Source organism: Christensenella sp. KGMB01412, assembly GCF_055522415.1.
In genome coordinates, this window is sequence record NZ_JBVFVW010000009.1 from 1 (window position 1) to 13,640 (window position 13,640).

11 protein-coding genes are annotated in these 13,640 nt (G+C 50.7%); all 11 read left to right on the forward strand.

Annotated elements, in window-relative coordinates; translation table 11 throughout:
- Positions 1-72 precede the first annotated feature (72 nt).
- The 11 genes from ACS5WU_RS11835 (at position 73) to ACS5WU_RS11885 (ending at position 13,631) form a co-directional block, all read left to right on the forward strand.
- Complete coding sequence (locus tag ACS5WU_RS11835) at positions 73-855, forward strand: SDR family NAD(P)-dependent oxidoreductase (RefSeq protein ID WP_046441927.1); 783 nt, start codon at positions 73-75, stop codon at positions 853-855.
- Positions 856-1,372: 517 nt separating this feature from the next.
- A complete protein-coding gene (locus tag ACS5WU_RS11840) occupies positions 1,373-2,155 on the forward strand; it encodes an SDR family NAD(P)-dependent oxidoreductase (protein ID WP_059109038.1) in 783 nt (260 codons plus the stop codon).
- 275 nt (positions 2,156-2,430) lie between these two features.
- A complete protein-coding gene (locus ACS5WU_RS11845; protein ID WP_046441924.1) occupies positions 2,431-3,516 on the forward strand; it encodes an autoinducer 2 ABC transporter substrate-binding protein in 1,086 nt (361 codons plus the stop codon).
- Positions 3,517-3,602: 86 nt separating this feature from the next.
- Positions 3,603-5,114 carry a sugar ABC transporter ATP-binding protein gene (locus ACS5WU_RS11850; protein ID WP_302762013.1) on the forward strand — a complete coding sequence of 504 codons (1,512 nt, stop codon included), beginning with the start codon at positions 3,603-3,605 and terminating at the stop codon, positions 5,112-5,114.
- 18 nt (positions 5,115-5,132) lie between these two features.
- Positions 5,133-6,152 carry an ABC transporter permease gene (locus ACS5WU_RS11855; protein ID WP_302762011.1) on the forward strand — a complete coding sequence of 340 codons (1,020 nt, stop codon included), beginning with the start codon at positions 5,133-5,135 and terminating at the stop codon, positions 6,150-6,152.
- Between the two features lie 12 nt (positions 6,153-6,164).
- Positions 6,165-7,163 carry an ABC transporter permease gene (locus ACS5WU_RS11860; protein WP_302762009.1) on the forward strand — a complete coding sequence of 333 codons (999 nt, stop codon included), beginning with the start codon at positions 6,165-6,167 and terminating at the stop codon, positions 7,161-7,163.
- A gap of 167 nt (positions 7,164-7,330) precedes the next feature.
- Positions 7,331-8,389 (forward strand): LacI family DNA-binding transcriptional regulator, encoded by a 1,059-nt coding sequence (locus ACS5WU_RS11865; protein WP_302762007.1) that lies wholly within the window; start codon positions 7,331-7,333, stop codon positions 8,387-8,389.
- Positions 8,390-8,522: 133 nt separating this feature from the next.
- A complete protein-coding gene (locus ACS5WU_RS11870; protein WP_320606728.1) occupies positions 8,523-9,548 on the forward strand; it encodes an ABC transporter permease in 1,026 nt (341 codons plus the stop codon).
- 18 nt (positions 9,549-9,566) lie between these two features.
- Positions 9,567-11,057 carry a sugar ABC transporter ATP-binding protein gene (locus tag ACS5WU_RS11875; protein WP_046441915.1) on the forward strand — a complete coding sequence of 497 codons (1,491 nt, stop codon included), beginning with the start codon at positions 9,567-9,569 and terminating at the stop codon, positions 11,055-11,057.
- 57 nt (positions 11,058-11,114) lie between these two features.
- Positions 11,115-12,167 carry a substrate-binding domain-containing protein gene (locus tag ACS5WU_RS11880; protein WP_302761581.1) on the forward strand — a complete coding sequence of 351 codons (1,053 nt, stop codon included), beginning with the start codon at positions 11,115-11,117 and terminating at the stop codon, positions 12,165-12,167.
- Positions 12,168-12,236: 69 nt separating this feature from the next.
- Entirely contained in the window at positions 12,237-13,631 is a 1,395-nt protein-coding gene (locus ACS5WU_RS11885; protein ID WP_046441913.1) for an L-arabinose isomerase family protein, read from the forward strand.
- Positions 13,632-13,640 lie beyond the last annotated feature (9 nt).

Here is a 13,640-nt window from a genome sequence, read left to right on the forward strand (position 1 = left end):
TACGAAGTTCCCGTGCGAGGAGCCTGTCGCCTGCTGGAAGTATTGAGCGCGGCATGAAAAGGAGAGAGCGAAATGGATTTATTGAAAGGTAAAATAGCGCTCGTGACCGGCGGCGGACAGGGCATCGGACGGGGCATTGCCGTAGAATTTGCGCGTGAGGGCGCGAACGTAGTGGTTGCAGACCTCAATGAAGACAACGCAAAGGATGCCTGCGGGGAGCTGAAGCGCGATTTTGACGTAAAGACGCTTGCCGTAAAAGCGGATGTTTCAAAGGATGAAGACATTGAAACAATGCTGGAAAGGACAGTCGAAGCGTTTGGCAGGCTCGATATACTGGTAAACGCCGCGGGAATCGATATCCCGATGCCTATTTTGGAAATGCCGGTGGATATATGGGATAAAACGATGGACATCAATGTACGCAGTATTTTCCTGGCGACAAAAGGCGCGGTGGAGATCATGCGGAAGCAGGGGGGCGGCGTGATTATCAACCTTGGCTCGTGCTGTTCCAAAACGGGTGAAAAGGACAACAGCGCGTACTGCGCCTCCAAGGGAGCGGTAAAGCTCTTCACGGATTGCTGCTCCAAGGAATTTGCGCAATATGGAATACGTGTGAACGCAATGTGTCCGGCGACCATCGATACGCCGATGATCGAAAATTCTCTTCGGACGCGTGCGGCTGTGGAGGGGAAGGATCCCAAAGCTTTCGAGCAGGAGCTTCTTGATAAAATTCCGCTTGGAAGGCGGGGCAAAGTGACTGAAACAGGCCGCTTGGCTGTGTTTTTAGCCTCGGAGGAATCCTCCTTCATGACAGGACAGGCAATCAACATTACGGGTGGATACGAGGTGCACTGAGCTGGCTTAATCAATGCAATGCAGGGCAGGCCGAAGCAGGTAAAATACGGCCTGCCCTTTGCTGTGTAAAAAGAGAAGAATGATATTTTGGCATTCGAAGATGAAAAAGATTTGCTCCGGGCGATAGTGCTGTGAAATAAATTTCACGATAATCAAAAAAACAAAACGGTCACTGGAAATAAATTTCGGTATTTGAATTTTTGTGCAAAAGCGGTTGACTTTACTCCTGTTATGCTTTATTTTGAGAGGGAAGAACAAAACAACCTTTTCTGTTTCGATTCGTTAAAAGTGAATATGTGTGTGTTGCCGGTTTGCTTGCCGGGAATTTTCTGCGAATGAAAAAGTTTACCTTTTCGTTCAGCTTGTTTTTTGTGGAATGAACGCCAATTCTGGCGTTTTTTTTATGCCTTTTTGTTCGCCCGGAAAGGTAAACTTTTTACATCTGTATTTATCATTTCAAATCATGCGCCCTGCCCATACATAGCGGCAGGAGCGGCATGGAGAACAGGAGGAAAAAATGTTACTGGAAAACAAAGTAGTAGTGGTGACCGGCTCCACAAAAGGGATCGGCAAGGGAATTGCGCTAAAAGTGGCGGAAGAGGGTGGAATCCCTGTGATCAGCGGGTTTGAAGCCGAGCTGTTAAACGACGTCCTGCCCGGGGAATTTTCAAAACTGGGATATCCGGACCTGCTGTACGTGAAGTGCGATGTGACGAAAGCAGACGAGGTAGAGAACCTGATGAAACAGGCGTATGACAAATACGGCAGGATCGACGCGCTCGCCGCGAATGCAGGGATAACGGATATGTGCCATTTTGAAGAGATGACGCCCGAGCGCTGGGACAGGATGATCGGCATTAACCTGCGGGGCGTATTCCTTGCAGACCGTGCGGTATATCCCTATCTCAAAAAGAACGGCGGCGGGAAGATTGTCAACACCGGTTCAGACTGTGCGCTTGAGGGCTGGGAATACCTGAGCTCTTATTCCGCGGCAAAATTTGGCGTGAGGGGACTTACGCAGTCGCTCGCAAAGGAACTTGGACGGGAAAATATCACGGTCAACTGTGTGTGCCCGGGCATCATAGAAACTGATATCTGGGTGCAGACGGATGAGATGCTGGGACAGATATCCGGAAAGAAAAAGGGCGAGGAATGGGATGCTGCCGTCGCCAAAATACCGCTTGGGCGCGGTGGCAGGCCAGAGGACATCGGTAACGGCGTCGTACTGCTGCTTTCCAAATATGCGGATTACATCACGGGTTGCTCGCTCGCGGTTGGCGGGGGAAGCTCAATTCACTAGCAGGTAACGATTTTATGTGATATCGCGCACGTTGCTACAAAGCCTGTTACAAGCATTGCCTTTGGGGACGCGGCGTACAAAGCCTGGAACCCATATATGGCACGCCGCGCTGCTTCCGGGCGCAGAACGAAGAACGAACAGAGGCAACGAGTTACGCCCGAATATCCCGTAATGGGCTTTATCTGCACTTGGGACGGCACATATAATTTCTACTGTTTCCTTAAAATTAAAACTCCAGGAAACGTGAAAAAACCAATGATAAAAGGAGAGGACAAATGAAAAAAATAACGGTAACTCTGATCGCGGTTATGATCGTGGTCGCAATGGTACTCACTGGCTGCGCAGGCAGCGGCACAACGGCAACCCAGGAAACTGCCGGAACGGACGCGTCTTCAGATGCGGGCGCACAGGAAACCGCTTCGCAGGCGGCTTCGGGCGGCGGGGACGAGCAATTCGAAATCGTACTGATTGCCAAGACGGAGGGGATTGCCTGGTTTGACGACATGAGGAAGGGCGTAGAGGAGTTTGGAAAGGACCATCCGAATGTAACGGTTTCACAGATTGCGCCGGAGGGCGGTGATCCTGCAAAGCAGGCTGCGATGATGGAAGACTGCATTGCGCGTGGCGTGGACGCGATCTGCGTCGTGCCAAATGATCCGGAGTCGCTGATACCGGCGATTGAAAAAGCAAAGGAGAACGGCATTATCGTGATCTCCCACGAGGCGCAGGCGCTGGACGGCGTGGTCGACTGGGATATGGAAGCCTTCAACAACGACGACTTTGGCGCGCTCTATGGGGAAAACCTTGCAAAAGCAATGGGCGGAAAGGGTAAATACGCCGGTACGGTTGGCGCGCTTACCATGCAAACACACAACCAGTGGTACAATGCGGCGGTGGAATACATCAAAGAAAACTATCCGGATATGGAGCTCGTTTCCGAACAGCCTTACGAGGACCAGGTGGACGCGACGGTGGCGTATAACGTGGCGCAGGAGCTTTTAAAAGCGCATCCGGATCTCGGGGGATATCTTGGCATGACGGTGGAGGCCGGGATATCGATGGCGAAGCTGCTCGAAGAAACCAACAATACAAATGTGAAGATTTCCTGTCTGGCGATGCCGTCGGCAAGCGGGGACTATATCAAAGACGGCTGGATTACGTCCGGCCAGTGCTGGAGGCCTGCGGACGCAGGGTATGTAGCGCTCAACATCGCCTACAAAATGCTTAACGGTGAGGAAATCAAAGACGGTATCGATCTTGAAAAGGATGGCTACGAGGACTGTAAAATCGAGGGCGGGATCCTGTATGGAAATGCACCGCTGGTATTTACGGCAGATAACATTGACCAGTATTCCTTCTAACTTGTCTTAGTGGTGAGGGGCCGGGAATGGGATACCCCGGCCTTATCCCACACAATACACATCTTATGCTTTGGGAGGTATCAGAAATGAGCTCAGAAATTCTGGCTGCGAACCATATTTGCAAATCCTTTGGCGGCGTGCAAGCGCTGCGGGATGTAAGCCTTTCGGTTTCGCCAGCGGAAATCCATTGCCTTGTCGGGGAAAACGGCTCCGGGAAATCCACTCTTGTCAAGGTGATTTCAGGCGTACATGCGCCGGACAGCGGGGAAATCATACTCAACGGAAACAAATACTCAAAAATGTCTGTCAGGGGATCGATCCGCGAAGGAGTGCAGGTGATCTACCAGGATCTTTCATTATTTGCACACATGAACGTTGCGGAAAATATTGCAACCAATAAACTGATCAGCCAAAACAGGAGGCTGGTGAGTTGGAACGATATCTATCAAATCGCAGAGGAGCAGCTTGCCCGTATCAATGTATCGATGGACCTGAAATCCTCTGTGGAAAAATTATCTATATCCAATATGCAGCTTGTCGCAATTTGCAGGGCGCTGAGCCTTGACGCAAAAATTCTTTTTATGGATGAGCCGACAACGGCGCTGACCAAAAAAGAGGTGGATAAGCTGCTTTCCATTGTAATGGATTTAAAGAAAAACGGGATGTCGGTTGTGTTTATCAGCCATAAGCTGGACGAGGTTATGGAGGTGGCTGATAACGTAACGATTTTCAGGGATGGAAACAAGGTGGGCGACTTTTCCGGGCGGGAGCTTAACGAAAAGAAGCTCAGTTATTATATGACGGGAAGGAACATCGAGTATTCGCGTTATCAAAGGAGTACAAAGGACGACGGGCCGGTGCTCGAGATAAAAGAACTCACACGCAAACCCAACTACGAAAAGATAAGCCTTACAGTCAGAAAAGGCGATATTGTAGGCATTACCGGGCTTTTGGGCTCGGGAAGGACAGAGCTTGCGCTCACGCTCTTTGGGCTGAACCCGCAGGACAGCGGAACGATGCTGCTGAACGGAAAAGAGTACAGGCCGGCTTCGCCCACGCAGGCCGTGGAAGCAGGTGTTTCCATGCTGCCTGAGGATCGGCAGACGCAGGGCGCATATCTTGAGAAAAGCATCAGTGATAATATCTGCGCCGCCGTCCTGAAAAAGATTTCAGGCAGGATGGGGATATTGCAGCGGGGAAAACAGGAAAAGATCGCGCAGGACGCGCTTACAAGGCTCAATGTAAAGGCAAGCGGCATCCATGCAAACGTGGGAGAGCTTTCAGGCGGAAACCAGCAAAAGGTGGTGCTTGGCAAATGGATCGAGACGCAGCCGCAGGTGCTGATCCTCGACTCGCCAACGGTTGGCGTGGATATCGGCTCTAAATCTGAAATTTATGAATATATCCAGCTGCTTGCAAAACAGGGGCTTGCGCTGATTCTCATTTCAGATGAAATTCCGGAGCTGCTTGCAAACTGCAACAGGCTGCTTGTGCTGCGTGAAGGAAAAATTGCAGGGGAACTGTCCAGCAGCGACCTTGAATCAAAAGAAGCTTCGGAAACAATCAGGGGTTATATGTCGGAGGGGAAAAATGCGTGAAATGGGGAGGCGTTATAGATGAATACTGTCAAATCCTGGTTCGGTAAAACACAGTTTTATATTCTGGTTATTATTATTTGTTATTGCGTTGTCGTTGCGTGTACCAATCCTGCGTTTGCAACCGTGCAGAATGCGTTTGACATCGTGCGTTCCTCCGCTGTGATGATGATACTCGCCATGGGCGTGCTGATCGTGCTGATTTCAGGGGGAATCGACGTGTCGTTTGCGATTGTCGCTGTTTTCTCTGCGTATGCTTCAATCATGATGATACGCAGCACGGGTGCGGATCATATCGTGGTGGCATTTTTGGTCGCAATCGGCGTGGGCGCGCTTCTCGGCTTGTTTAACGCCGTAGTAATCCACTTTTTCCGGTTGCCGACCTTTATTACGACGCTTGGCACGCAGAGCATGTTTATTGGATTGATGGCGGTCATGCTTGGCACGGAGGTGATCAATACCCCGCAAATGCCCTCCTGCTTTGTGGCGTTTGGCAAAGCGCAGCTCGTGACGGCGCAGCTGGAGAACGGGCAGCAATACGGGCTTTCCGTTTTTATCATTCCGGTTGTGGTCATTGTTTTCCTTACATGGTTTATCCTGCAGCGGACAACGATAGGCAGGAGTATTGTCGCAGTGGGAAACTCGCAGGAAGCTGCAAAGCGCGCAGGCTACAGCCTGCTGAAAACACACCTGTTTATTTATATACTGGTCGGCGTATTTGCCGCGGTGGCAGGCGTGATCTATGTTTCAGAGGTAGCGTGGGCATCCCCGCTGACAAACAACCTTGTGGGAGGAACAGAGCTGCTTACGATTGCGGCTGTCGTAATTGGAGGCGCGAAGCTTTCCGGCGGCGAAGGCTCGGTGTTTGGAGCGGTTCTGGGAGTACTGCTGATACGGCTGTTTCATACGACGCTGATTTTCCTGGGGCTTACGACCTCGTGGAATCAGCTGTTTACCGGAATCGTACTGCTTGGGTGTATTATCGTTACATCGCTGCACACGCGCCGCACACGCAAGAAGCTGCTGCTTTTTGATGAATGAGGAGGGGAAGAAATGACTGGTAAAAAATCGTTAAAAGGTTTTGTGGCAAAGGATATCAACCTTACCATCCTGATCGTTGCAATCGCCGGGATTATCATTGTGCTGTCAGCAATCCTTGGCAATAAATTTTTATCGCCGATGAACTTTCAGTCTATGGCGTACCAGATACCGGAATTCGGATTCATCGCCCTTGCCATGATGATTTGCATGCTTACGGGAGGAATCGACCTTTCAGTCGTCTCTGTAGCGACTATGTCGAGCGTGCTTGCGGCAATGATAATGACAGGGATTACGGAAAACGGGGGAGACGCGGGTTACGCGATCGGTATGGCTGTATTGGCCGCCCTTGGCGTTTCCCTGCTGTGCGGGCTATTTAACGGCATATTGATTGCAAAGTGCTCGGTTCTTCCGATCCTTGCAACGCTTTCCACAATGATCCTGTATACGGGAATCGCAATGGCAATTACGGATGGCGCGGGGATTACAGGCTTTCCAAAGGAATTCATAAAATTTGGAAGCGCAAAGGTATTCGATATCCCTGTCATCTTTATCCTGTTTCTTGCGGCGGCGGTGCTCATAGCGTTGATGCTGAGGCGTACGAAGCTGGGCAGAAGCCTTTACCTGTATGGAGAAAACAGTACAGTATCGCTTTTTTCAGGAATCAGGAACGAAAGGCTGGTCGTGATTACTTATACGCTATCCGGCCTGCTGTGCGGTATCGCGTCCATCATCATGATGTCGCGGGTAAACTCAGCCCGGGTGGGTTACGGAGACACGTATCAGCTGCAGGCGATCCTTGTGTGCGCGCTTGGCGGCGTCAGCCCGGACGGCGGCAAGGGAAAGGTGATAGGCGTTGTGATCGCTATCCTCGTCTTGCAGATTTTACAAAGCGGGTTTACGCTGCTCAATTTTGCGCCGTTTGTCAAAAGCCTTATCTGGGGAAGCGTACTGATCGTGATTATGATCACCAATTACCTGATCGAAACAAAAAAGGCGGCAGCCGCGGCATAAGCCGTGGCTGAGGAAAGTAAGGGAGGCCGTGCCGATGTGGTGCGGCTTTTTTTGTGAAAAATAAATATTTTTCACAAAAACCTATTGACATAAAGCGTATGAAATGATAAGTTAGATACAAAGTTACCCACGAGTGCAAATTAAATAATTGGATTTGGGATATACCTATGGAAGAGATAAGAAAACCAGCCGCCACGCTTAAGGACGTTGCAATGCGTTCGGGCTATGCGTTGAGAACTGTAAAAAAGGTTATGAACGGCGACAACAGCGTCAGGGATAAAACCCGCGAGGCTGTGCTGGCTGCGGCAAGGGAACTCAATTATAAGAAAAACCGGCTGGCAAGCGCGCTGGTACGGCAGAAAAGCGTAAAAATCGCAATCGTTTATTCCAAGGTATCCAAGGCTTATTTTCCGGAGGTGCAGGAAGGTTTCCGCAACTTTGCGGAAGAATATCAGGATTTTGGGCTTTCCATTGAATTTTTTGAAATACTCGAAAAGGGATGGCGGCACCAGTGCAGCGTTCTTGCAGGGCTGTGCGAAAGGGAGGACATCGACGGCGTTATTATGCAGCCAACCAGCACTACAAAGCTTAATGATATGATACGCGAGTTGACCAGCCACGGTAAGCCGGTAATCACCTTTGGAGCGGACGCTCCGGCGAGCGAGCGCATCTGCTATGTTGGCCCGGACGCTTACAGGGCGGGTCGCATTGGGGGGCAGTTGCTTGCAAATTATATTGGAAAAAAGGGCAATGTATGCGTGGTGATGCAGACAATCGAGCATATGCAGACAATTTACCGTAAGCATGGCTTTACCGATTACCTGCAGGAGCACTGCCCGAAGATCAATATATCTGAGCTTACGATACCGGACGATTCCGACGTATACAGCGAGATGGTAAGCCAGCTTCTGGAAGGGAACCCGGACCTTAACGGGATATTCTGTACAGATGCGAACACCTACCTTGTGGGGGAGCTGATGCGCAAGGCGGGAAGACAGGATATCAAACTCGTGGGCTTTGATTTATCGTATGAGGCCATAGAGCTTATGCGCCAGGAATATGTCGACGTGATCATCGACCAGAAACCAAAGCTGTTTTCTTATGTGGCACTGGAAACGATGTTCAAATATGTTTATAACAACGAGCAACCGGAAAAGAAGATCATTTACACAGATTTATCAATTCTCACAAGCGAATGCTTTAGTCTGACAGGGATACGTTTATAATTGGATAACCTGAAAACAACGCTGATTAAAAATTACCAAAAAATGCACTCGAGCGCAAAATAAGTTTCTGCAGGCAGTACAGACTCAGGCTGCCTAAATTATAAGAAAGGGGAATATGGCACAGGGGATCAGTATGCCATATAAAAAAGGAATCATGAGCAGGCAAGGAGCAGAAAACACATTACAAATTAAAAAAAGCGGCTTTAAAAAATGTATGGAGGCAAGGGAATTTACACTGGCTATCCTGTTGCTGGTGATCATCGTATTGCTCTCTGTTACAACAAGGGATTTTGCCAACCCGGCTAACGTCAGGGTGCTGCTTCTGGGTATGTCGTCGGATCTTATTATCGCCGTACCGATGGGAATATCTCTCATTGCGGGGAATATCGACTTTTCTGTCGGCTCCACGATGGGCCTTGCAAGCGTGCTTGGCGGTATGATCATAAACGCGACGGGAAATGCGTTGGTCGGTATCGTTGCGGCGCTCCTCATTGGCGCGGTGCTTGGCATTATCAATGCGGTCATGATCTGCCATCTCCACGTTACGCCGCTTGTGGCGACGCTGGGCACATGGATGGCCTATAAAGGGCTGCAGAAGGTAATCGCTGCAAATGCCATTGCAAACTTTCCAACGGACTTTTTCACGCTTGGGCGCACGGAGCTTAACCTTTTTGGCGTGAGTATACCAATCAGCATTATCTATATGCTCGCGGTGTTCGTCGTAGGGATATTCGTGCTGAAGAAGGTCAACTTCTTCCATAACGCTTACTTTATAGGAAGCAACAAGGATTCCGCGCGGCTGGCGGGCATCAACATTACGAAATTCACTTATATCTCCTATATGATTACAGGCATCCTTGCGGTGTTTGCCGGAATGGTACTCGTTTCAAGGCTGGGTACAGCCAGCCAGACGATCGGCTCGGGCCTTGAGTTCCGCATTGTAGTAGCGCTTCTTGTGGGCGGGCTTTCGATGGACGGCGGCGAAGGATCGATGATTGGCATTGGAATGGGCGTCCTGCTGATGCAGATCATAAGCAACGCGCTGGTACTGACAGGGATTAATCCAAACTATTCGGAGGTCATCATCGGCGCGATCCTGGTACTGTCGGTAGGAATCGACCAGATCAATAAGAGGCGGCGCGCAAAAGCGCGCGCATAACGGCGGGCGGTGAAAACTATGGCAAATGCAATCGAACTTGTAGATGTAAAAAAAGGATTTGCGGGCGTGCAGGCCCTGAAGGGCGTGAGCTTTGCGATCAAAAAAGGAAGCGTACACGCAATCATCGGCGAGAACGGCGCAGGAAAATCCACGCTGATGAAGATACTTTCCGGCGCGCAATGCGCGGATTCCGGGGAGATATTCGTGGATGGTAAAAAGGCGAACATCGCAAACCCAATCGTAGCGACAGAGCTTGGCATTGGCATCGTGTACCAGGAACTGAGTAACTTCATGCACCTTGACGTGGCAAGCAACGTGCTCTCACACGGGCTTCCACAAAGGCACGGCATGATCAAATACGATGAAATGTACAAAAAAGCGCGGGAAATACTCGACAATATAGGCCTTTCACACATCAGCGAAAAGGACACGATGAGCAACCTGAGCCTTGGCGCGCAGCAGATGTGCGAAATCGCAGGGATTATTTCCAAAAACGCGGATATCGTGATACTCGACGAACCGACCTCGGCGCTTACGGAGACAGAGACAAAGAAGCTCTTTGAGATCATTGCGGATATCAAATCACGCGGGGTAACGGTAATTTATATTTCGCATAAGCTGGACGAGATACTGTACCTTGCAGACGAGATCACCGTACTAAAGGACGGGGAGCACGTAATTACCTTTGAAAAAACGCCGCAGACCACCAAGGAAGAGCTGGTGCGGTACATGGTTGGCCGCGACGTGGAATACGACTATAAGGTCGGGACGAGCGAGATCGGCGAGGTCGTGCTGCGTACGGACAAGCTCAACCGCGGCAAAATGGTGCGGGATATCGACCTTGAGCTGCGGCGCGGGGAGATACTTGGCATCGCAGGGCTGGAAGGCTCGGGCAGGACGGAGCTATTGGAAACGCTGTTTGGGTGTTACCGGGCAGAGAGCGGGGAAGTAGAGATCGAAGGCAAAAAGCGCACGGTCAAAAACCCAATGGAAGCCAAGAAATATAAAATGGCGTATATCACCAAGGAACGCAAAATACTGGGCTTGTTTCTGGGGCTGAGCGTGAATAGCAACATCGCGGCGGCGAGCACAGAACAGTTCAGCAGGCATGGAATGGTGCAATATCAGGACATCAGGGAAAACACGGAAAAGTATGTTGACGCGATGTCCATCAAGATCAGCGACGCCAATCAAAACGTGATGGACCTTTCGGGCGGGAACCAGCAAAAGGTACTGCTCGCCATGTGGATGACCACGAACCCGGACATCATCATGATTGACGAACCAACACGTGGCGTGGACGTGGGCGCGAAGGCAGAAATCCATGCGCTGCTCCGTAAAATGGCGGTGGACGGCAAGGCGATCATACTGGTGTCGTCGGAAATGTCGGAGCTCATCGCATCGTGCGACAAGATCGTATGTATGTTCGAAGGAAAAATAACGGGCATACTCGATAATAGAGAAGCCAGCGAAGAAACGATCATGAAGCTGGTGTCAGGACTTTCTTAGAAAAACGCAAAAAGAACCGTTTTTCCAGGAACCGAAAAATTAAGGGAGGGAACTATTATGAAATTGAAAAAAACCATGAGCATCATCGCAATCTGCCTCATCATGGCAACCCTGTTTATGACCGGCTGCGCCAATGGCGGAGCGGCTGCGTCCAGTGAGGGCGACAGCGGACAGACGGCTACGGCTGCGGGTGCGGCAAGCGGTGAGGGCGAGGAATACGCCGTGATCATGAGCCTCAACCAGCTTGAGTTCTTTGATGCGCTTAAAGGCGGCGTAAACGACGCGTGTGCAGAAATGGGAGCAACGTGGTATTTCGCAGGGCCGCAGGAGGCGCAGCCGGATAAGACGGCAGAGGCGATTGACCAGGCGGTTGCGAAAGGCGTTACTGGCATCATACTGCACGGACAGTTTGAAGAAACAGGCCCGTCGGTAGACGCGGCGATTGCGGCAGGCGTGCCGGTGATCATCGTCAACTCCGACGTAACCTCGGACAGGCTTTCCTTTATCGGCTGCGAGCCGTACAACAACGGCTACAACATGGGTAAGGAGCTTGCGGAGCGCGTTGGCGGAAAAGGGACTGTGATTGTTGCAAATTCGCTTTCACTCGGGCAGAAGTCCGCGGAAGACAACCAGGACGGCTGCCTCGCGGCGTTGGCTGAATATCCGGACATCAAGGTGGTAGAGGTAGACGACAAGGCGGATTCCACGATTGCGCCGACGGCAATCGGCACGGCGCTGCAGGCGAATCCTGATGCAGTGGGCATCGTAGGCGTGGACGCGGTATCCGGCGTGGGCGCGGCAACGGCGGTACGCGAAGCCGGGCTTAGCGGCAAAGTGACGATCGTATGCAGAGACAGGGACGCTGCGACGCTCGAGCTGATCAAGAATGGCGAAATCGCGGCTTCCTTTGCACAGAACTCTTATGTAGAGGGATATATCGCAACAAAGTGGCTGCACGATTATGTGAACGGCAACTTTAAGGTCGTGGAGGATTACCTCGGCGCGGGCATCAATCCCATCCCGCCGAATGTTGACTCCGGCTCGATTATCATTACGAAGGACAATGTAGAACAGTTTGAGAAAAAATACGAATACCAGACGACAGCTTAACACAAAATTTGTATGAGATGGCGCGGGCATACGTATAACAGCAACGTATGCCCGCAATGAGGAAACGTTATGAGGAATACCAGAATAGGACTGCTGCCGCTTTATGTGGAGCTATATGACCGTACGATGCCACAGCTGCGTCCACAGATTGACGAATTCCACAAAAAAGTGGTCGGAGCGCTTGAAGGCGCGCAGCTCACCGTACATACGAGTAATGTATGCAGGACGAAAAAGGAATTTAACGACGCGATACAGGCGTTTACAAAGAAAGATGTTGACGCAATCGTTACGCTGCATCTGGCCTATTCGCCGTCGCTTGAATCGGAGGGCGCGCTCAAAAACGCGCAATGTCCGATTTTGATACTGGATACAACGCCGAGCTATTGCTTTGACCAGTCGACGGATGAAGCACAGATTATGCTCAACCACGGCATACACGGCGTACAGGACATGTGCAACCTTTTAAAACGCAATGATAAGATATACTCGGTTTTTGCCGGGCATATCGAGCATTCGGACGTTATTGACCGCATCAAAAAAGCCGCGGATATGGCAAAGGCCGCGAAGATATTCCAAACGGCAAAGGTGGGTATTATTGGAGAGCCGTTTGAAGGAATGGGCGATTTTCAGGTACGGGACCGGGAGATGCGCGATTGTTTGGGGATCGAAGCCGTGCGATACGACTGGGAAAAGGGCGCGGAGCGCATAGGGCAGGTATCGCAGGAAGAAATCAACGCGGAATTTGAACAGGATAAAAATGTTTTTGAGATAGATAAAACGCTTGCAAGGGACGTTTACGACAGATCGGCAAGAACAGGCCTGGGCGTGAGAAAATGGGTGCGCGACGAAGGACTGTCGGCGTTTACGATCAACTTCCTTGCCACAGCGGGTTCAAGGCCGGGATTACCGGTCATGCCGTTTGTGGAATGCTGTAAGGCAATGGCTGCCGGCATTGGTTATGCCGGGGAGGGCGATGTGATTACGGCAGGGCTGGTCGGCGCGCTTTTGAGTACAAACCCCAACGTGACCTTTTCAGAGATGTTTTGCCCGGACTGGAAGAATGGCAGCGTATTTATGAGTCATATGGGCGAATTCAATTACAACGTCGCATCCGGGAAACCGTTTTTGACGGAAAAGGAATTTGAATTTACGGATGCACAAAACCCTACGGTGGCTTACAGCACCATGAAGGGCGGAGAGGCTGTACTTGTGAACCTTGCGCCTCTCAGAAATGGAAGGTTCCTGCTTTTGGTCAAAAAGGGTGAAATGACACGAATTGACGGGGAAAACAAGCTGGGCGAATCCGTAAACGGCTGGTTTCGGCCGGAAGGAGGGCTTGGACGGTTTTTGGAAGAGTACAGCAAAAACGGCGGAACGCACCATAATGTGATCGTATATGGAGAAACGCCGGAGGCCCTTGGGTATTTTGCGGAATACTGCGGGTTGGAAACAATCATACTATAAAAGAAAAAT